We start from the raw sequence: 20,158 nt of genomic DNA, 5'->3' as shown, positions 1-20,158 counted from the left end.
ATTCCAGTGATCGTCGCAACACCATCAATCCGCTGAATCTAGCAGCGCAGCCATCGCCTCGTTTGGTGTCCTGAAATCGAGCGCCTTCCGCGGCCGATTATTGAGAGCCTCAGCAACCTCATCGAGGTACGCGGCAGAATGAACAGACAGATCCGTACCCTTCGGAAAATATTGGCGTAGCAACCCATTGGTGTTTTCGTTGGTGCCACGCTCCCACGGCGAGTGCGGATTGCAGAACCAGACCGACAGATCATGATCAATAGCGATATCACGATGTGCCCCACGCATTTCCGAACCCTGATCCCACGTGATCGACCGCTTCAACGTCGTCGGCAACTCGCCGATCGCAACGCGCATCGCATCACGCATCTCCTCGCCGGTGCGCGTGTGAGGAAGGTGCAGCAAAATCACATATCGGGTCATCCGGTCGACCAACGTTCCGATCTGGGACTGATTGTCTTTGCCGACGATGCAGTCGCCTTCCCAATCGCCAGGCAGTGCCCGGTCTTCAACATCGGGCGGGCGATTGGCAATGAGTAGCTCCTTGGGAACTATGTCGCGGCGCCCATCAGCCTGACGATGGGGTTTACGGATCGTCCTGCCGGTCCGTAAACACCGTTTGACCTCAGCTTTAAGTTCCCCGCGGGGGAAAACATAGAGGCTTTGATAGATCGTTTCCGGGCTGATCCGCATAGATTCATCATCCGGGAAATCGAGCACCAGGCGGGTACTGATCTGCTCCGGCGACCAGCGTTGCTGGCAGCTGAACTTCTCCCACACGTACTGCCCCAACCGAGCGTTGGTGACCACTTTGCGGGGTTTCGGTCGCGGTAATCGTTGTTCAGCGAGGCGTTGAGCTGCGCCGGCGGCATACCGTTTATGGCTCATCGTGTTGCGGTTGATCTCCCGGGAAATCGTCGACGGACTACGCCGAAGATCCCGGGAGATCGCCCGAATCGATAACCCCGCAGTGCGTTTGCCCGCTATCAAGTCTCGTTCGTCCAATGACAGATAACGTCCAGCAGGACCCGAGCCGCAGTCGGAGACAATCTGAGGTAGCACCACAGTGGGGATCACCCCACCATGCTTGTGCACCAACTTCCCGCCGTATCGGACCGAAAACCCAGCGCGTGTCGCAGCCCGCGCCGTGGACCACCCAGCTGCTTTCAAATGCCAAAACGTTCGAACCTTGACCACTGGCACCGGTGGCGTACCCATCGACATCACCCCATATCGTCAGGGTGTTGCAACGACTCCTTGAGCCCAAGACGGTGATTTCGGCACGGTCGGCGGCTAGTTCCGGACCGCCAACACGAACGGGCCGATGTTGGTGACGGTGAAGCGGGGATCGTCGAACACGTTGGGGTTGAAGGTCACCGTGTACCGGCGGACGTTCGGATCGTTGGGGTAGACGTCCTCGGCCAACCGCAGTGCGTAGCCCTCCGCGCTGTAACGGAACAGGAAGACCGTCGGCGGAAGCCAGGGTGACGAGTCCAGTTGTTCGATGAGGCTGTCGGTGGTCTCGGATTCGGACCACGTCTTGATCGCAGCGGCGCGTTTGTCGAACTCCGCCAAAGGATTTGCGTAGTGAGAGGTCAGGCCCTGGAAGCCGAAGTAGGGGTAGATCGAGAGGAATCCGTAGTCGGCGGTCAGGACGATGGTGTCGGCCTGAGGCCTACCCGTCTGTTCGAGGATCACGTCGTTGATCTCGGGGAAATAGGCCTGTGCGCCGGCGGGTCGCTGATCGGCCCGCTCGCCGTAGCCGTCGGTGTCGGTGTAGGCGACGGTGATCTCTGCGGCCAGATGGTTCGGGATGCTCTGTCCCACGGCGATCGCGGCAAGGGTCGCCATGATGGCGATGGCGGTGCGGATGTCGCCGAAGCGGCGGACGGCATAACCGGCGAGTTCGGCGAACCCGTAGACCCCGGCGACGCCGAGGATCACCGTCAGAACGGGCTCCATGCGGAACGAGAGCAGCGTGGTGCCGGTCGCGGTCAGTGCCATGGAGAGCAGACAGAACAGATAGATGGAAAAGACGGTGATGCCGTAGGTCAGAGCGACTGTGCGCGTCCGGAATCGGAGCACGATCCAGATCAGGCCGACCATGGTCAGGGCACCGATCAGCGACCAGTGCAGCATCGGCGTCGGCAGCACCGCACCCGAACTCGGGAGGTAATGCTCAGCGGTACCGCCGGAAGCCGGCTCGTTCCGCAGTCGGTCGATCAGGTACGGCGCCCAGACGATCAGGGCGACGAGGCCTGCGATGACACCCATGACCGCCAGGCGCAGGCCGTAATCGCGGACCGCACGCCATCGGGCCGACCGGACGTCGCGGGGCGGAATTGTCTTGTTGGACTGCCCGAACCAGGCCGCCAGAACGAAGTACAACGCCATCAGGACGGCGGTCATCGCGTAGAGGCCGGTGTAGAGCGTGTAGAAGGTGGCGCTGACGCCGAGGAACAGTCCGCCGGCCAGGATGGCGGGTCGGCTGCCCGAACGCAGCCCGTGCAGGATGGTGATCAGCATCGGTGCGCCGACGACGACCAGCACGGCCGCATAGGGTTCGGGACTGACGTACATCAGGGTCAGAACCGTGGAGGCAAGGGTGACCGCGATGGCGCGATCGGTACGGATCATGCGCTGCCACAACGCCATTGCAATCGTGGCCGCAACTGCGATGGAGATGATCGCCCAGGGCTTGTACGCCTCCCAGCCGGGTTGGCCGGTCAGGTCGGCATAGCGTCCGCCGAACCAGAACCAGCCCGCCGGATAGTACGGCGGCAGATCGGCATAGGTCATGTCCGCCAGCCGTGGACTGTTGGTCAGACGCGTGAGGTATTCGGTACGGAACTGCTGATCGACAGAGATCCCGAACAGGTAGAGCTTGGTGGCACCCAGCGGCATCGCCAGGGTGACCGCCGCAAACGATGAGATACCCACCCACGACAGGGGTTTGATCAACCGGCCGGCCTTGCCGGTCCGTGACAGGGTCACCGCGATCAACAGGATCACGATGGCCGCCACCTGACCGGTGGTGGTGAGCGCGGTCGCGACATTCGATGAGTTGAATGCCGGCCAGTCGACCCGGGAGATCACTGCCAGGCCGGAGCCCGAGACCACCAGGGCCACGATGACCGCGCCGATCAGATCCCCTATCGAGGACAGATGGGTCCGCATCGGCTCAGATGGGAAGCTTGCGGAAGATCGGGCGCGGGATGTGCCGCAGGATGATCATCACGAAACGGAACGGCCCCGGGGCCCAGACCAGTTCCTTGCCCTTGTCGGCCGATGCCACGGCCAGCTTGGCCACGTCTTCCTTGTTGACCGTCAGCGGCGCTTCTTTCACATGGGCCGACAACCGGGTGCGGACCATTCCGGGGCGGATCACCAGCACGCGAATGTTGTACTCGCGCAGGGCCTCACCGAGTCCGAGGTAGAAGCCGTCGAGGCCGGCCTTGGTGGAGCCGTAGACGAAGTTGCTGCGCCGGACCCGTTCTCCGGCCACCGAGCTCATGGCGATGATCTGGCCGTGGCCCTGCTCGCGCATCTTCTGGCCGAGGAGCACTCCGACCGAAACGGCTGCGGTGTAGTTGATGGTGGCGGTGAACACGGCTTTGCGCTGGTCCTGCCACACCTCTTCGTCGACACCCTGGACGCCGAAGGCCACGATGGCCACGTCGATGTCGCCGCCGGCGAACGCCTGGTCGATGACTGCCGGATGCGTCTCGGGCTTGAGTGCGTCGAAGTCGATGCGCTCCACCGACGACGCGCCCGCGGCCCTCATGGTCTCCACCGCCGCTTCACCGGCGGGGTCGCCGGGCATGGTGGCCAGGACCACCCGCATCGGGCCCTTCTTGAGGTACTCGGCGGTGATGGCCAGGCCGATCTCGGAGCTTCCGCCGAGAACGAGCACGGACTGGGGTACGCCTACGGCGTTGATCATGAATGTTCCTGTCTGCGTTGAGAGTTGTTGTGGTTCAGGCGAGTTCGAGGCGCCGGGCCATATCGGAGATGAAGACTCCGGTCGGGTCGATGCGGCGCCGCGTTGCGATCCACGAGTCGACCTCGGGGTACATGGCGTGGAAGTTCTGCGCGGAGGTCCGCGAGTCCTTGGCGGTGTACAGGCGACCGCCCATGGCCATCACCCGACGGTCGAGTTCGTTGAGGAACTCCCCGAGCCCATGCTTCACGGGGAAATCGAGGCAGACGTTCCAGCCCCGGAAGGGAAAGCTCAGCGGGGCCTGGTTTCCCTCGCCGAAGAGCTTGATGACATTGAGGAAGCTGACGTGTCCGGAAGCCTGGATATCGGCGATGATCGACTTGAATTCATCCTCGTTGCCGGTGGGCACGATGAATTGATACTGCGTGAATCCGCCCCCGCGTCCGTAGGCGCGATTCCACTCTCCGAGGACGTCGAGCATGTGATAGAACTGCGGCAAAGTTTTCACCTGACCGGTTTTGTTCGACCCCATCCGGTAGTAGGCCTCGCCGACGATCGAGAAATCGAACTTGTTCGCCAGACCCTTCGGGAAGACGTCCGGCAGGGTCAGCAGCGGTTTGCTGACGAACTTCAGCGGATCCTTCTGCAACTTGGGCGGGAGTTCTTCGAGCTTCGCGAGGTTGCCCCGGCTGAATGATCCGCGTCCGAGCTTCGGTGGCTTGCTGATCGAGTCGAACCAGCCCGATGCGTACTCGTAGCCGTCCTCGAATCCGTCTTCGAGGTGCAGGGCGATCGTCTCGTCGAGGTTCGCCGTGGTGGCGGTGTCGGCGATGAAGTACGCGCTCTCGGTGCGCTTGAGCTGCACTTTGGCGCGCAGGATGATGCCGGTCAGGCCGATGCCGGCGACCGTGGCCCAGAAGAGTTCGCCGGTTGGATCGTCGCTGCTGCCCGAGGGGGTCAGGGTGAGGATGCGACCGTCGGCGACGAGCAGCGTGATCTCGACCACGTGCTGCCCGAACGTGCCGGCGCTGTGGTGGTTCTTGCCGTGGATGTCATGGGCGATGGCACCACCGATGGTGACCTGGCGGGTGCCCGGCAACACCGGAACCCACAGCCCGAACGGCAGGGCGACGGCCATCAGCTCATCGAGCGAGACGCCGGCGTCGAGGTCGACGATCCCGGTGGTGTCGTCGACCGAGTGGATGCGCTTGAGTTGCGTCATGTCGATGGTCAGGCCACCGACGTTCTGCGCGGACTCGTTGTAGGAGCGTCCCAGACCGCGCGCGATGACACCGCGACGCAGGTAGGACGGCTTGTCGGCATTTGCATCGGCAACCTGCGCGACAGCCTTGGCGATCACCTCGACATCGGGTGTGGCCAGCACGTGACCCTCGATCGGCGTCGTCCGGCTCCAGCCGACGAGCTTGCGGGTTTCAATGGGCAATTCAGCGGTAGACATCGATTCAGAGACTACCTGGGGCGGAGCAGTGGGCCGCGGAGTCTGTGTGACAACCAGCGATGGTAAGAATCAAGGTATGACCACACGATGGGTGTTCATCACCGGGGCCGCGGCGGGAATCGGGCGTCAGAGTGCGCTGACCTTTGCACGCAGGGGATATGCGGTCGGGGCCTATGACATCGACGACGCCGGACTGGCCACGCTCGCCACGGAGGTCGAGGCGGCCGGCGGGCGGATCGTCACCGGCCATCTCGATGTGACCGACGCCGACGAGTTCGGCAGGCGGCTCGACGAGTTCGCCGAGCACAGCGGTGGCCGTCTCGACGTGCTGCTGAACAACGCCGGGATCCTGCTGGCCGGGGCGTTCGAGGACATCTCGCTGGCAGCTCAGCAACGCCAGATCGACATCAACGTCAAAGGCGTGACGAACGGCTGCCACCAGGCCTTCCGTCATCTGAAGAACACCCCGGACTCCGTGGTGGTGAACATGGCGTCGGCCTCGGCGATCTACGGCCAGGCCGAACTGGCCACCTACAGTGCCACCAAGTTCTACGTCCGCGGCCTGACCGAGGCACTCGACATCGAGTGGGGCGCCCACGGGATCCGGGTGATCGCGATGTGGCCGCTGTTCGTTCAGACCGCGATGACCGAGAACGTGTCGACGGGCACCACCGACTCGCTCGGCATCAAGCTCGGACCGCAGGATGTGGCCGACGCGATCGTGGCCGCGGTCGAGGAAGCCAGGGTCGACAAACTCATCCACCGGGTCCACTACGCGGTGGGCAGGCAGACCAAGGCGATGACGGTTGGGTCGCGGTTCTCCCCGGCCTGGTTGACCCGACTCGTCAACAAGCGCCTCGCCCACTCCTAGCGCGAGGGCTTCAGGGTTCGAGCACCGCCGCGGCGGCATTGTGGCCGGGGATTCCGCTGACCCCGCCGCCCCGTCGGGCTCCGGCGCCGGCGATGAGGAGCCGGGGATGCGCGGTTTCCACACCCCACGTCCCCACGGCATCGGCGGTCTGCGCCCACGGCCACTGCAACGGCCGGTGAAAGATGTTGCCGCCGGGCAGGCCCACGTCGTTCTGCAATTCGTTCGGTGTCTTCGCCTCGATACACGGGTCGCCGTTGATGTCGACGGCGATCACGTCGGCGATCGGTTCGTCGAGTACCGAGTCCAGCGCGGCCAGGGTTGACTGCACCGCTTGGTCTTTGGCGCCCGCAGTGGTGAACAACTCGGGCGGCATGTGCAGTCCGAACAGGGTCAGGGTGTGCATGCCGTCGAGTGCGGGGCCGAGAATCGTGGGGTCGGACAGAGTGTGGCAGTAGATCTCACAGGGTGGCGTGGTGGGGATGAAACCGGCCGCGGCCTGCTGATGTGAGCGCGCGAGGGCGTCGAAGCCCTCATGCACATGAAACGTCCCGGAGAACGCGACGCCCGGTGCGATGGTCACATCGCGAAGCTTCGGCAGGCGACGCAGCAGCACGTTGATCTTCAATTGCGCGCCCTGCGGTGCCGGCCCGCCCAGAGCCGGGGTCTCGAGCAACGAGTCTACGACCGCGGGCGCGCACGCGGCGTGGATGAACTCCGCCGACGCGGAACCGCCGGGCCAGCCGACCCGGCCGTCGGTGGCGTCGATGGCGGTGACCTCGACACCCGTCCTGATCTGCGCGCCGGCCGCGACCGCTGCTGTCGCCAACGCGCCGGACACCGCGCCCATGCCCCCGACCGGCACATCCCAGTCGCCGGTCCCGCCCCCGATCAGGTGATAGAGCAGGCAGACGTTCTGCAGTAGTGAGGGGTCGTACAGGTCGGCGAATGTGCCGATCAATCCGTCGGTCGCGACGATCCCGCGCACGATGTCGTCGGTGAAGGTGCGGTCGATGATGTTGCCCAGCGGCGTGCTGGTCAGCTCCTCCCAGAGATCCATGGAGTCGAGGTCGACCCCGGCGATCGACGCCATCTCGTCGGCACTCATCAGCGGTCGCAGCATGGTCGGGAAGACGCCGTCGGCGATGGTCGTCATCGTGGCGTAGAACTTCTGCCAGGCGGCGAAGTCCCGGTCGGAGCCGGTGGCGGCGCGAAACGAGGCCGCGGTCGCCCGGTCGTCGGCGGTGTCGACGAGGATGCCGCGACCGGGGTCATCGGGCAGCGGTGTGTACGACGAATAGCGTCGCCTGACGAGTGTGAGGTCGAGGTCGAGGTCGGTGATGATCTGCCGGGGCAGTAGCGAGACCAGATACGAATAGCGGGAGAGTCGGGCGTCCATGCCGGGGAAGGGCTGCGCCGAAACCGTTGCCCCGCCGGTGTGATCGGACCGCTCGAGGACCAGGACCTTTCGACCGGCGCGGGCGAGGTAGGCGGCCGCGGTGAGGCCGTTGTGGCCGGCCCCGATCACGATGTCGTCGAAGGTCTCCATGCGCACATGATGCCGCCACCAGCCTCGCATCACCGGGTGATCCGGTGAGCCGAACAATGGTCGGAATGTCTGATTCGGCCCTGCGTCAATCACTGCGAAGCCGAACCCGAGAAAATCATGAGCGTTTATCGCGGTCGGCGGGGAGAGATATCGAAAGGCGCTGAAATAACTGTCGGACCAACACGTCCGGTATTATTTGCGTTGGTAATTATCCGAACTTGTTCACCACGGCAGGGGCATCGAAGTGCAGATCTGGGGAACCGGGGCATTCGACAACGAACCTGCGATCGCGTGGGTGGGCAGGTTCGATCGGGCCGCGGATGCGGCGAGGCCGGTCGTGGTTCGGGCCGCGTTGTCGGCGGTGTTCGAACGCGATGACGAAGCAGCCGGTTTGTCGGCTCTGGCCGCCGCGACCACTGTGGCGGCAGCGCTCCCGGGCACCCCGCTTCTGGTGCCGGGTGTCGGACCGAAAATGTTGGCGGACAAAGGATTCCCGGTTACGTCGGATCTCCTCGACCTTGCTTTGGCCACACTGAAGCGCCTCGCATCACCCACCAGTGCATGGTCTCGGGTGTGGGCCCGCGCGGACCGTCTCGATGATGCGCTTGCGGTCCTCGACGCGGTGACCGACGAGTTGGAAGAACGGGCGGCGCGCAGCCTCAGAGTGCGCGCAGCTTCTTGAGCAAGGGTTCTGCTGCCTCGCTCAAGAAAGCGTCCTGCGTCTGACCGCCGACCTGTACCAGCGCCACATCGGTATAGCCCGCCTCCAAAAATGGTCTGACGCTCTCGGCCAATTCATCGAGATCTGGGCCACACGCAATCGATGAGGCGACATCTTCCGGCCGGACATATTCGGTGGCGCCCTGGAAACCTGCGGTCGTGGGCAAATCGGCGTTGACCGACCACCCGCCGGCGAACCAGCGGAATTGGTCGTGGGCCCGAGCGATCGCAGCGTTGCGATCGGGATCCCAGCAGATGGGCACCTGACCGATCTTCCTGGATCCGTCGGGGTGATACCGGTCCCATGCGCTGACCAGATCGGCCTCGGGTTCGGTGGAGATCAGGTGGTCCCCGAGCGGTGCGAACTTCTCGATCGACTTGTCGCCCGACACCGCGAGCCCGATCGGGATCCCATCGTCGGGCAGGTCCCAGATCCGGGCGGAATCGACCCGAAAGTACTTGCCCTCGTAGGTCACCAGCTCGCCCGCGTGGAGGTCACGGATGATCTCGACCGCTTCGACGAACATGTCCTGGCGCTGATCCACCGCGGGCCAGCCCTGGCCGACCGTGTGTTCGTTGAGGTTCTCGCCGGACCCGAGACCGAGGATGAACCGTCCGTCGGCGAGCAACTGCATCGTCGCGGCCTTCTGTGCGACGACGGCAGGGTGGTACCGCATCGTCGGTGCGGTGACGTACGTCGCCAGGTCGACGCGTTCGGTGACGTGGGCGACCGCTCCCAGAACACTCCAGACGTAGGGTGCGTGTCCCTGCGAGGCCAACCACGGCGAGTAATGGTCGCTGGCGACTTCGAAGTCGAAGCCCGCATCCTCTGCGGACGCTGCATAGCGCACCAGATCCTTGGGTCCGCTCTGTTCTGTCATCAGTGTGTATCCGTACCGCATACCTCCCAGGTTTCCCCGCGGGTGCGCCGGCAAACCCCCGAGCCGCCGGCGAGTGCGCTGAACAGATGCGGGGGGCCTCCAAACCCCGTGCCACCGACGGCGAGCTTGTAACGTGTGCCACATGCACGAGGGCGCGAGGCCTGAAGCACACGAGCCGAGGTCAGGAGTGCGTATGCCTTATATGCCGATCACCGAATCCATGTTCCTACTGGCGGAATCTCGGGAACACCCCATGCACGTCGGGGGCCTGCAGTTGTTCGAGCCGGCCGAGGGCAGTTCTGCCGACGAACTGGGCGAGCAGATGTTCGAGACCTTCCAGGCACAAACCGACGTACATCGCTTGTTTCGTAAGCGCCCGGCGTCGCCGGTGGGTGTCATGGGAACCGTCCGGTGGACCCACGACAAAGAGGTCGACCTCGAATATCACGTTCGACGAACGGTGCTGCCCCGTCCGGGCCGGGTGCGTGAACTGTTGCGCTACGTCTCGGCCAATCACGGAGCGCTGCTGGACCGGCATCGACCGATGTGGGAGCTACATCTCATCGAGGGCCTCGCCGACGGACGGGTGGCCATGTACACGAAGATCCACCATTCGCTGGTCGACGGGGTCTCGGCTCTGAAGCTGCTCGAGAAGACCTTGTCGCCGCACTGCGATGCCCGGACGGGCCGGGCGTCCTGGGATCCGGAGCTGTTCGTTCCGCGGCCCAAGGCGCCGGAACTGGGTTCCGAGGAGTCCCGGAGTCTGCTCTCCGACGGCTTCAAGGTGGCGGGCGAGCTCATGGGTTTGCTGCCTGCCTCCGCGCGGGTCGGACTCCGGGCCCTGCGGGACACGAACCTGATGGTGCCGATGCAGGCGCCGCGCACCATGTTCAACGTCCCGATCGGGGGCGCCCGCCGATTTGCCGGTGAGCAGTGGTCGACGACGCGTCTGCTCGCGCTGGCATCGGGGCTGGGGATCACCCTGAACGATGTGGTGATGGCGATGTGTGCGGGCGCCCTGCGCTCGTATCTGATCGACCAGAATGCCCTGCCCGAGGCCCCGTTGATCGCGATGATGCCGGTGTCGATGCACGCCAAGGGTTCCGATTCCTCGGAAGGCAACGCGATCACCGCGATCCTGGCGAATCTCGCGACGGATCAACCCGATCCGGAACGCCGGCTCGCGGCCGTGGTCGAATCGACCCAGGCGAGCAAGCAGGTCATCCGGGGACTGAGCCCGTTGCAGGCGATGGGATACGGCGCCGTCATCGCCGCGCCGCTCGCGTTCTCGACGGTACCGGGATTCGTCCGGATGACCCCGCCGCCGTTCAACCTCATCATCTCGAATGTGCCCGGGCCGCAGCATGATCTGTACTGGAACGGCGCCCGGCTCGCCGGGGTGTACCCGGCGTCGATCGCGATGGACGGTCAGGCGCTCAACATCACCGTGGCCACAAACGCGGACATGGTGAACTTCGGGGTCACCGGCGCGCGAGCGGAGGTCCCGAGCCTGCAGCGGATCCTGACCCACCTCGACACCGCATTGGAAGAGCTCGAGAAGCTCTGCAGCGTCGACTGAGGGCCGGACCGCCTGATCAGGTCGACCACCGTGTCACCGCCCAGATCAGGTGGATCGCACCATGGTCATGGCGTGGTGACGGAAGCCTGCCGGGCCACCAATGCCTCGGTCAGCCGCTGCACGTACCGGAGATTGAGTTGCGGGCGGGAGAGCAGGACCGCGAAATCGGCCACGTCGAACTCGGAGTCGTACGCGGGTGGGCCGCAGACGACGGCACCGATTCGCAGGTAGCCCTGCAACATCGGTGGAATCTTGACCCGGCCCTCCGGGGCTGCGATGTCATCGAGGGTTCGGCCTTCGACGATGACCGGGGTCTTGGGCGTCACGCGGTATTCCGGTGGCGCGATGGAGCGCTTGTTCGCGAAGTCCCGGACTTTGCGGACCAGCGATCCGCGCGGCCCACCGGCCTCCATCTGTACTGATGCGCAGCCGATGGCGTGCTCGTGCCCGGTGCGTTCCTGGTACTGGAGCATCCCGGCCCATAGCAGACCCATCACCGCGCCGTTGCGGTGATCGGGATGTACTGCGGCCCGGCCCAGTTCGACGAGAGAGGGTCGCAGCGCCTCGAGTGCCTCGCTGAACTCGAACTCGATTTTGGTGAACGTGGTGCCGACAGCCTTCGCGCCGTCGGGGAACAGTGCCCGGTAGCAACCGACCACTTCGCCGGTCCGTGCGGAGCGCGCAACCAGGTGCTCGCAGAACGGGTCGAACTGGTCGACGTCGATCAGCTCGCCGGTGTGCTCCCCGAGCACCGAGTCGGGCAGGAATGCCCCCATCTCGTCCGCGAACGACTGATAGCGCAGGCGTTGGGCGGCCTCGATATCGCCCGGATCGGTTGTCACGCTGATGGCGTAGCCATTCTCGGATGCGGCCGGGATCAGCAACGTTTCAGTGATGGACATGGGGCTCCTCTCGGGGCTGCTCCGCGGCAGCCGGATGTAATGCGTGGTCGCGGCGGATCAACGCGTAGACGATGACGCTCAGGACAGTTGCGGCGGCAGCGGCGGCCATCAATGCCGCCTGTAGGCCGGCCGCAGAGGACTCGCGGGCGATGCGGCCGAGCTCGGGTAGCGCAAGCGAGAATTGGGCGGGGATGTGATCGAGGATCACCAGGCCCGCACCCGACCCCAGCCCGTCGGAGATCGCATCGGTCTGATCTGCGGACACATCGACCGGAGTCCCGGCGATGGTCATCGACCCGAGTTCTTCGCGGGCGCGAGAGGCGGCGGCCTGTGCGAACAAGGCGCCCATTCCGGCGATACCGATCACGGTTCCGATCTGTCGCGCGGTGCTGACCACGCCCGTTGCCATCCCTGAATCGGATTCGGGGACAAACGACAGGGCTGCATCCGATGCGATCGCGCTGATCATTCCGACACCGAATCCGGCGATGATCGAACCCACGATGAAGTGTGTCCACTCGGTCTCGGCCGAGATGCCGGCGGTCGTCCACAGCCCGACGGCGATCAACGCGGTGGACAGTGGGACCAGGTGGCCCAACGACATCCGGCGTATCACCATCATCCCGACCGGTGCACCGACGATGCCCGAGAGCGTGAGGGGAAGTGCGCGCAACCCGGCTTCGAACGGGGTGTATCCCAACGTGTTCATCAGGTACAGCGCAAGGTAATTGGTTGCGGCGATGAGGGTTCCGGAGGTGGCGAACGCAGCGAGCGCGACCCCGGTGAACCCTGGTCGGCGCACCAGGGACAGGTCCATGAGCGGATCGGCCGTCCTCGCCTCCCAGATCACGAACGCGAGCGTGAACAGCGCCGCGACGGAGAACAGTCCGAGGATCAGCGGGGAGGTCCAGCCCTGCGCGTTACCTTCGATGATCCCGAACACGCCGGCGCACAGGGCGATACTGAGTGCTGCGGTGCCGCCGAAGTCGATCGAGCGGGTCCGGTCTCCGCGAGATTCCTGGATTTTCCAGTATGCGACGGCCAGCGCAATGATCCCGATCGGGACGTTGATCAGGAAGATCGATGTCCATCCGAACACTCCGACCAGTGCGCCCCCGATCAAGGGGCCGGCGGCGGTGCCCGCGCCCATGGCCGCGCCGTATATCGCGATCGCGAAGGAACGACCTCGTCCGGGCGGGTACGCCGCTGCGATCAGCGGGAGCGAGACGCCCAGGATCATCGCAGCGCCGAAGCCCTGGAGGCCACGAATGAGGTTCAGGGCGGTGATGCTGCCGGCCAATGCGCAACCCAGCGACGCCAGGACGAATACCGCCAGCCCGCCCAGGAAGATTCGTTTGCGCCCCAACCTGTCCCCGAGGGTCGCCGCAGTCAGCAGGAAGGCGGCCATCGGCAGCGCGTATCCGTCGACCACCCACTGCAGTCCGGTCAGGTCTGCGGCCAGATCGGACTGGATGTCGGCAAGTGCTGTCGACACGATCGTCATGTCGAGGAGCAACATGAAGACGCCGACGCAGACCACGGTAAGGGTTGTGGGGGCGTGAACAGATCGATCATTCAACGTGGACAAGAGCGCCTTTCGACACACGCGTGATCAACGCACGTGGGGACGAAATCGGAAACCATAAAGATTGACAATTGACGTGGTGTTGAATGGCGAGATGCACAATATTGCAATAGATCGCCTTTGTGCAAAGCGTCCAGATTTGGAGAATAGGCCTCGGGTGTCCAATTCGCAAGCCACGTCGGGGGTCGGAGTTTTTCAATTCTCTTATTTCTAATTCGACGCCGCGTTCGTTTTCCGAGTCGAGCAGGTGGAGAGCCCTGCGGACGGGCGGAGTCGCCGGCCGCTAGGGTGTCGGGGTGGCAGAAGAGCAGGCAGAGGGGTGTCGGGCAACCGAAGTGGACACGGCAGTCGAGAGCCCGAAGCCGGCCGGTGGCGATCTGAAGACCCAGGTGGTCCGTTTTGTCATCACCGGCGCGGCGTCCGGAGTCCTCGACATCGGGTTGACCCTGCTCTTCCAGCATGTGCTCGGATTCCCGGAGTGGGCCGCCAAGTCGATCGGGTTCGTGTTCGGCACCACGATGGCGTACCTCATCAACCGGCGGTGGACGTTCCGGGCCGAACCGAGCGTCGCCCGATTTGTGGCCGTTGCAGTGCTCTACCTGGTGACCTTTGTGGTTCAGGTGGGTATTTACACCGTCTTGTCGCGGGCCTGGGACGACACGGTGGTGTGGAGCCTGGTCGCCTTCGTCGTCGCCCAGGGCACCGCCACCGTCATCAACTTCGTGGTGCAGCGGACCGTGATCTTCAAGATCCGCTGACCACCTCCCGCCCGGGCTACCGGGTGTTGACCCACGCGAGGCGGTCCGACGACAGCGAGAACGTGTCCTCGAACAGCACCACGTACATTCCGGGGCCGGCTCCGTCGCGCGCCTCGAAGCAGATGTCGCCCCCCGTTTGCCCGCCCGGTGCGAGGTCGCCCGAGTTCAGCGATTGCTTCTCGGGAGCGAAGGTGGCGTCTCTGATCGTGCCGGAGGCATCCAGCAGGCTCCAGTCCAAATAGCCATTGAAATCATTTTGCTTCGAACCAACATTCTTGATGGTCACACTGCTGCACAGGTAATCCCCGAAATCGGAATTGGCGTTTTCCAGCGGTCCCACGGTATATGCCAGGTTGTCGTGGGTAATCGTGTCGCCGCCCACCGCAGCGGTGTCGTCGTCCAATTTCCCCGGGAAGTCGGGTCCGGTATTCGTCTCGTTCCCCTCGGCCGCCGGCGCCGAGGCCTCACCCGAGGCCGTGGTGACACTGGTGTCGTTGTCGCCGCCACTGCCGGCGACGATCGCGGTGCAGGCACCGATCAACAGGATCGGCACACCGATCACGACCCAGGGCCAGACCCGACGCTTCTTCGTCGGCGGCTGCTGCTGATACGGCCCCGGAATGGGGTTGTAGGGCTGGTTGTACGGGTTGTTGTCGCCCGGGGCGCCTGGATTGGTCATGGCAGATCCTCCTGAGTGGTGGGGGGTTGGCGTGGTGTGAACAGCAGACCGCATCCGGATACCCGCGCACCTCCTCCGAAGGGACGGCGTCCCTCCTACATTCGGGCGGAGAACCCCGGCGGACTCCGACCGTTCGGTGGATCGCGCGGCGTCGGAGGTTCGCCGTAGCCTGCATACCGTGACAACAACTTCCGGCGACACCATCCGGCGCCGGCTCTGGACCACCGGCGCCGTGAGCCTGAGCGTGTTCGGCTCGATTCTGGCTGTCGCGCTCACCTCTGAGTCGAGCAGCGTCCCGGTGTGGAACTCCACCATCGGGTTGCTGCTGAACCTGCTGGCGGCCGCGGCGCTCGTCTGGCGTCACCGCTTCCCCATGCCGGTGCTGGCGGTGGCGGCCGTGGGTCCGATGTTCTTCTCGACCGACGCCACCGCGGCGCTCATCGCGCTCTACGCGGTCGCGCAGGCCGAACGCGGGATCCGGTTGGCCCTGGCGGCTTTCGCGGCATATCTGGCATCCAGCATGTCACTGATCTACGACACCATGCGCACCCGGGACAACTCGGTCCTGACCATCAGCTCCCCCCAGCCCGAAGAAGGCGCTCCCAGTCCGGACTGGGATGTGCCGCTGTGGATCCCGTGGCTGGTGGCCGCAGCCCTGGTGGCCATCGTCATCACCGTCGCACTGTTGCGGCATACCCAGGTCGAACTGGCCCGCGCGGAACTGAGCCGGGACCGGGCGACCAAACAGACCGATGTGATGCGGGACGAGATGATCCGAACCGAAGAACGCACCCGCATCGCGCGCGACATGCACGACACCCTGGCGGCGAGCCTGAGCCGCATCTCCCTGATGGCCGGGGCGGTCCAGGTCGGTGGCACCGACAATCCGGAGAAAATCGTCAACAACGCCTCACTGATCCGCTCGACCGCGCACGACGCCCTCGACGACCTGAAGAACATCGTCGGGGTCCTGCGGGGTTCGGCTCCCCAACAACACAGTGGGCACCAGGGGATCGACGCCATAGCCGAACTGGTGCAGGGCGCGCGGGCCGCGGGCCTGCACGCCACCCTCTACACAGACCTGTTGCCCGGCGACATCGGGACCGTCTCCGGGCACGTCACCTACCGGGTGGTGCAGGAATCGCTCACCAACGCACAGAAGTACGCGGGGGATCAGACGATTCGAATTTCGATCGTCGGTGCCGGTGAACACGGGATCCGCATCAACATCTGCAATCGGCTCAGCAACCGCCCGCCGCTGGTCCCGGTGGGATCGCGGTCCGGGTTGCGTGGACTCGCCGAGCAGGCCGGGGACATCGGTGGGACCTTTCATGCGGGTGTGGTGGGAGGCGAGTTCGTCACCGATTGCTGGTTGCCCTGGTATTCCTAGTGTCGCCGGTCGCGCTGTCGGTGGCGGGTAATACGCTGGGCGCACCATGACCGGACCACACCTGATCACCGTGCTGATCGCCGACGACGATCCCTTTGTGCGGCGCGGTGTCTCGGACATCTTCGCCGCCACCACGGACATCGTTGTGGTTGCCGACGTCGGCGACGGTGACGAGGTCTTTGCCGCGGTCACGCAGTTCCGTCCGCACGTGGTGCTGATGGACCTGAAGATGAAACGCATGGGCGGTCTCGATGCCACCCGCGCGTTGATGACCATGCCCGACCCGCCCCGGGTGATCGCCATGACAGCCATGGATGTCGATGACCTTGTGGTGCAGGCGGTCTGCGCCGGCGCACACAGTTTCCTGAGCAAGGATGAGCCACCCCAGACATTTCAGCAATCGGTCCGCGCAGTCGCGGCCGGCAACACGTTGTTCAGCCAGGAGTCGTTGCGCCGCATCACCGGCGGCCGCACGCAGACGGTGGTCACCGACCCGTCCGCGATCGACAAACTGAGCGAGCGGGAACGCGACGTGCTGAAGTCGATGGCCACCGGCGCCCCCAACGCCGCCATCGCCTCAGAATTGTTCCTCAGCGAGACGACCGTGAAAACCCATCTGTCCGCGGTCTTCATGAAACTCGGTGCCCGCAATCGGGTCGAGGCGGCGCTGGTGGCGTTTCGGGCCGGCCTGGTGAGCTAGCCGTTGACCTTGCTGATCACCGAATCGGCGAACATGTTGAGGTGATCGATCTTCTTCTGCAACGGCTCGGTGTCGTTGCCGACGATGTAGGGGATCCGGAAGCCGACGATCACGTCGGTGATGCCTTTGTCCTCGAGGCGCTTACAGCCGTCCGGGGTGTATGCGTCCATCGAGATGACGTGAATCTCGAAGGGGTCGTTCAGCTTTCCCTCCGCTTTGCGGATGTCCTGGATCTTGGTGAGCAGTGCGTCGAGTTCCTCGGGTTGCCCGCCGCCGTGCATCCAGCCGTCGCCGCGGATCACCGCGCGTCTGAGGGCGAGGTCGGCGTGGCCGCCGACGAGTAGTGGAATCGGTTTGGTCGGAACCGGATTCATCTTGATCCGGGGGATGTCGTAGAACTCCCCGTGGAACTCGAAGTAGTCGCCGGTGCTGAGCCCGCGGATGATGTCCATGCACTCGTTCATCCGGCGACCCTTGCGTTTGGGGTCGACGCCCATGATCTCGTAATCCTCGGCCCAGGGGCTGGTGCCGACACCGAGTGAAAACCTGTTGTTGGTCAACACCGCAACCGACATCGCCTGTTTTGCCACCAGTGCCGGCGGCCGGACGGGCAACTTGAGGACAAATGGGTTGAAGCGGATCTTCTCGGTGACCGCACCCATCGCCGCCGCCATCACAAAGGTCTCGATGAACGCCTTGTCCTCGAGGAACTCCCGGTTGCCGTCCTCGGTGTACGGATATGTCGAGTCCGATTGCTCGGGATACGCGATCGAGTCGGGGATCGTGAAACCTTCGTAACCGGCCTCCTCTGCCGCCTTCGCCAGGGGCAGGTAATGGCTCGGATCCGTCATTGCCTCCGCGAACGTGAACCGCATGATCCTCCTAGAATCGTCGTCCGCTCATACTAGAACGAGTTCTAGTATGGTGGTGGCGATCGGTGCCTCTTGTTGCGTCCCGATCCGTGCGGTATATGTGGCCAATGAAATATGTGCTCCTGATCTGCGACGACGAGAAGGACGCGCCCTCCAATGAGGAGATCGCCGCCGATCCCGCGTATCAGGAGTGGGACGCCGAGGTCGCCCGGCGAGCCGTCCAGCTCGGCGGCGCCCGGCTCCGGCCCACCGCCGATGCCACGACGGTGCGCGTCCGAGACGGTGAGACGCTCATCTCCGACGGCCCGTTCGCCGAGACGAAAGACTTCGTCGGAGGTGTCGACATCATCGACTGCGCCGATCTGGACGAGGCGATCGAGATCGCCGCGGGACATCCGTACGCGCGTAGGGGATGCGTGGAAGTGCGTCCCGTCTGGGAATGACCACACCGGACGAGGTCCGTGCCGCAGTCGACGCCGCGTATCGAGACGAGTGGGGTCAGGTGGTCGCGACCCTGATCGGGTTGACCGGGGACTGGGACCTCGCCGAGGAATGTGCACAGGATTCATTCGCCGCCGCCATGGCGACCTGGACACGCGACGGCATCCCACGCCGGCCGGGTGCGTGGCTCACCACGGTGGCCCGCAACCGGATGACCGACCGGCTGCGTCACGCCACCGCCGAAACGGCGAAGCTACGCCAGATCTCGGTGCTGCCCATGGCACCGGCTGCGCCGCAGGAGATTCCCGACGAGCGGTTGCGGCTGATCTTCACCTGCTGTCATCCCGCCCTGCCGTTCGCGGCCCGCGTGGCACTGACGCTGCGCACGCTGGCAGGGCTGAGTACGGCCGAGATAGCCGATGCGTTCCTGACGTCCGAATCCGCGATGGCGCAACGAATCGTGCGGGCCAAGCGCAAGATCGCGGAGGCCGGGATCCCATATCGGGTTCCGCCGGTCGAGAGTCTTCCGGAACGGTTGTCGGCGGTGCTCGCGGTTCTCTATCTGATCTTCAACCAGGGCTACGACGAGAAGGACGGGCAGCGGGCACTGGCCGGTGAGGGGATCCACCTGGCCCGGATGTTGGTCCGGCTGATGCCCGACGAGCCGGAACCGCGTGGCCTGCTTGCGTTGATGCTGCTGCTCGAGGCCAGGCGCGAACAGCGTTTCGAAGCCGACACGCTGGTCCCGTTGGAAGACCAGGACCGCAGCCGGTGGGACGGCGCGCTCATCGCAGACGGCGTTGCCGCGCTCGACGGCGCGCTTGCGGTTCGGCGCCCTGGGCCGTACCAGGTCCAGGCTGCGATCGCCGCCTGTCACGCGACCGCAACCGATTCCGCGGACACGGACTGGCCACAGATCGCGGCCCTGTATTCCGAACTCGCCCGCATGACACCGTCTCCGGTCGTCGAACTCAATCGCGCGGTCGCCGTCGCCATGGCCGACAACATCCCGGCCGGCCTTCGCCTGATCGACGAGCTGACCGCGGCCGGGGACCTCGATGGCTATTACCTTCTCCCGGCGGCACGCGCCGACCTGTTGCGGCGCGACGGTCAGACGGACCGGGCCGCGTCGGCGTATCGGGAGGCGTTGTCGTTGGCGCCGTCCGATGCCGAGCGCCGATACCTGGACCGTCGTCTCCGGGAGTTGTAGACGGCGTCCGGCGTTATCGGGGTGCGGCGTAACCGGGTGAAAAAGTTCTTCGATGATGTCGATCTGAGGCCGGGTGCTTCGTCGGTGGGGTGTAACCCGCCGAACAGAGAGGCTGAACGCATGTCGAACAAACAGTATTTGAGCGCCACGATGACCGTCGATCGCACACCCGAAGAGGTCTTCGAAGCAGTCGCCGATGTGCGCGGGTGGTGGTCCGAGAACATCATCGGCAGTACCCACGACCTCGGCGACGAGTTCGTCTTCTTCGACGACGCCGAGTATCCGGGCGAGTTGGCCCTGACCTCGAAAGAGGGCATACGGTACTGCAGGTTCCACCTGACCGACGTGGTCCCCGGGAAGCGGATGGTCTGGCACGTGGTCGATTCGGTCCTGACCTTCATCGATGACCGCAACGAGTGGACCGACACCAACGTCGTCTTCGATATCTCCGCCGCACCGGGCGGGGCGAGGGTCGACTTCACCCACGAAGGCCTGACCGAGGAGTCCGAGTGCTTCGACGCCTGCTCACGCGGGTGGGGCTTCTACATCACCCAGAGCCTGCCGCAGCTGGCCACGACGGGCACCGGGAAGCCCATCGGGCGGTACTAGTCACGCCGAACCGAAA

The 20,158-nt window shown here is 64.7% G+C and carries 18 protein-coding genes and 1 pseudogene; 9 read left to right on the top strand and 10 right to left on the bottom strand.

Going from position 1 to position 20,158, the window contains the following annotated elements; genetic code table 11:
* From AC51GT_RS24940 to dprE1, 4 genes and pseudogenes are all read right to left on the bottom strand, one after another.
* Nucleotides 1-1,224, bottom strand: a pseudogene (locus tag AC51GT_RS24940) (IS30 family transposase); the annotation flags it as partial.
* 69 nt (nucleotides 1,225-1,293) lie between these two features.
* The gene (locus tag AC51GT_RS24935; protein ID WP_496330478.1) at nucleotides 1,294-3,177 is read right to left on the bottom strand and encodes a galactan 5-O-arabinofuranosyltransferase; all 1,884 of its coding nucleotides are present in this window, start codon (nucleotides 3,175-3,177) and stop codon (nucleotides 1,294-1,296) included.
* Nucleotides 3,178-3,181: 4 nt separating this feature from the next.
* The gene (gene dprE2, locus AC51GT_RS24930; protein ID WP_496330477.1) at nucleotides 3,182-3,943 is read right to left on the bottom strand and encodes a decaprenylphospho-beta-D-erythro-pentofuranosid-2-ulose 2-reductase; all 762 of its coding nucleotides are present in this window, start codon (nucleotides 3,941-3,943) and stop codon (nucleotides 3,182-3,184) included.
* Nucleotides 3,944-3,977: 34 nt separating this feature from the next.
* On the bottom strand, nucleotides 3,978-5,399 hold the full coding sequence (gene dprE1, locus AC51GT_RS24925; protein ID WP_496330476.1) for a decaprenylphosphoryl-beta-D-ribose oxidase: 1,422 nt from the start codon (nucleotides 5,397-5,399) through the stop codon (nucleotides 3,978-3,980).
* A gap of 76 nt (nucleotides 5,400-5,475) precedes the next feature.
* Between dprE1 and AC51GT_RS24920 the strand changes: the two genes are divergently transcribed.
* Nucleotides 5,476-6,270 (top strand): SDR family oxidoreductase, encoded by a 795-nt coding sequence (locus AC51GT_RS24920; protein WP_496330475.1) that lies wholly within the window; start codon nucleotides 5,476-5,478, stop codon nucleotides 6,268-6,270.
* Between the two features lie 10 nt (nucleotides 6,271-6,280).
* On the opposite strand, the gene AC51GT_RS24915 is transcribed toward AC51GT_RS24920, so the two are convergent.
* Nucleotides 6,281-7,816: a phytoene desaturase family protein gene (locus AC51GT_RS24915; RefSeq protein ID WP_496330474.1), complete on the bottom strand. Its 1,536-nt coding sequence runs from the start codon at nucleotides 7,814-7,816 to the stop codon at nucleotides 6,281-6,283.
* A gap of 244 nt (nucleotides 7,817-8,060) precedes the next feature.
* On the opposite strand from AC51GT_RS24915, the gene AC51GT_RS24910 reads away from it, so the two are divergent.
* Nucleotides 8,061-8,498 carry a DUF4259 domain-containing protein gene (locus tag AC51GT_RS24910; RefSeq protein WP_496330473.1) on the top strand — a complete coding sequence of 146 codons (438 nt, stop codon included), beginning with the start codon at nucleotides 8,061-8,063 and terminating at the stop codon, nucleotides 8,496-8,498.
* Here AC51GT_RS24910 and AC51GT_RS24905 read toward each other — a convergent pair.
* Nucleotides 8,476-9,438, bottom strand: a complete 963-nt coding sequence (locus AC51GT_RS24905; RefSeq protein WP_496330472.1) for an LLM class F420-dependent oxidoreductase — start codon at nucleotides 9,436-9,438, stop codon at nucleotides 8,476-8,478. The genes AC51GT_RS24910 and AC51GT_RS24905 overlap by 23 nt on opposite strands.
* A 172-nt stretch (nucleotides 9,439-9,610) precedes the next feature.
* Between AC51GT_RS24905 and AC51GT_RS24900 the strand changes: the two genes are divergently transcribed.
* Nucleotides 9,611-10,996: a WS/DGAT/MGAT family O-acyltransferase gene (locus tag AC51GT_RS24900; RefSeq protein ID WP_496330471.1), complete on the top strand. Its 1,386-nt coding sequence runs from the start codon at nucleotides 9,611-9,613 to the stop codon at nucleotides 10,994-10,996.
* A gap of 65 nt (nucleotides 10,997-11,061) precedes the next feature.
* Here the strand turns inward: AC51GT_RS24900 and AC51GT_RS24895 are convergent, their stop codons facing one another.
* Both AC51GT_RS24895 and AC51GT_RS24890 read right to left on the bottom strand, forming a co-directional pair.
* Nucleotides 11,062-11,898, bottom strand: a complete 837-nt coding sequence (locus AC51GT_RS24895; protein ID WP_496330470.1) for a GNAT family N-acetyltransferase — start codon at nucleotides 11,896-11,898, stop codon at nucleotides 11,062-11,064.
* Nucleotides 11,885-13,438 (bottom strand): MFS transporter, encoded by a 1,554-nt coding sequence (locus AC51GT_RS24890; protein WP_496330469.1) that lies wholly within the window; start codon nucleotides 13,436-13,438, stop codon nucleotides 11,885-11,887. The genes AC51GT_RS24895 and AC51GT_RS24890 overlap by 14 nt, the downstream gene beginning before the upstream one ends.
* Nucleotides 13,439-13,818: 380 nt before the next feature.
* Between AC51GT_RS24890 and AC51GT_RS24885 the strand changes: the two genes are divergently transcribed.
* Complete coding sequence (locus tag AC51GT_RS24885; protein WP_496326521.1) at nucleotides 13,819-14,241, top strand: GtrA family protein; 423 nt, start codon at nucleotides 13,819-13,821, stop codon at nucleotides 14,239-14,241.
* A gap of 16 nt (nucleotides 14,242-14,257) precedes the next feature.
* Here AC51GT_RS24885 and AC51GT_RS24880 read toward each other — a convergent pair whose 3' ends face one another.
* The gene (locus AC51GT_RS24880; RefSeq protein ID WP_496330468.1) at nucleotides 14,258-14,920 is read right to left on the bottom strand and encodes a DUF4352 domain-containing protein; all 663 of its coding nucleotides are present in this window, start codon (nucleotides 14,918-14,920) and stop codon (nucleotides 14,258-14,260) included.
* Between the two features lie 178 nt (nucleotides 14,921-15,098).
* On the opposite strand from AC51GT_RS24880, the gene AC51GT_RS24875 reads away from it, so the two are divergent.
* On the top strand, nucleotides 15,099-16,310 hold the full coding sequence (locus AC51GT_RS24875; protein WP_496326262.1) for a sensor histidine kinase: 1,212 nt from the start codon (nucleotides 15,099-15,101) through the stop codon (nucleotides 16,308-16,310).
* Between the two features lie 46 nt (nucleotides 16,311-16,356).
* On the top strand, nucleotides 16,357-17,010 hold the full coding sequence (locus AC51GT_RS24870) for a response regulator (RefSeq protein ID WP_496326263.1): 654 nt from the start codon (nucleotides 16,357-16,359) through the stop codon (nucleotides 17,008-17,010).
* On the opposite strand, the gene AC51GT_RS24865 is transcribed toward AC51GT_RS24870, so the two are convergent.
* A complete protein-coding gene (locus tag AC51GT_RS24865; protein ID WP_496326264.1) occupies nucleotides 17,007-17,885 on the bottom strand; it encodes an LLM class flavin-dependent oxidoreductase in 879 nt (292 codons plus the stop codon). The genes AC51GT_RS24870 and AC51GT_RS24865 overlap by 4 nt on opposite strands.
* 104 nt (nucleotides 17,886-17,989) lie before the next feature.
* On the opposite strand from AC51GT_RS24865, the gene AC51GT_RS24860 reads away from it, so the two are divergent.
* The 3 genes from AC51GT_RS24860 to AC51GT_RS24850 all read left to right on the top strand — a co-directional run bounded on the left by AC51GT_RS24860 (nucleotide 17,990) and on the right by AC51GT_RS24850 (nucleotide 20,142).
* On the top strand, nucleotides 17,990-18,325 hold the full coding sequence (locus AC51GT_RS24860; protein ID WP_496326265.1) for a YciI family protein: 336 nt from the start codon (nucleotides 17,990-17,992) through the stop codon (nucleotides 18,323-18,325).
* On the top strand, nucleotides 18,322-19,533 hold the full coding sequence (locus AC51GT_RS24855; protein WP_496330467.1) for an RNA polymerase sigma factor: 1,212 nt from the start codon (nucleotides 18,322-18,324) through the stop codon (nucleotides 19,531-19,533). The genes AC51GT_RS24860 and AC51GT_RS24855 overlap by 4 nt, the downstream gene beginning before the upstream one ends.
* 120 nt (nucleotides 19,534-19,653) lie before the next feature.
* Nucleotides 19,654-20,142 (top strand): SRPBCC family protein, encoded by a 489-nt coding sequence (locus AC51GT_RS24850; RefSeq protein ID WP_496326267.1) that lies wholly within the window; start codon nucleotides 19,654-19,656, stop codon nucleotides 20,140-20,142.
* Nucleotides 20,143-20,158 lie beyond the last annotated feature (16 nt).

It is taken from the genome of Williamsia sp. z34, assembly GCF_059553395.1.
The sequence above is the reverse complement of the archived record's forward strand: the minus strand, read 5'-3'. Positions and strand labels throughout refer to the sequence as shown.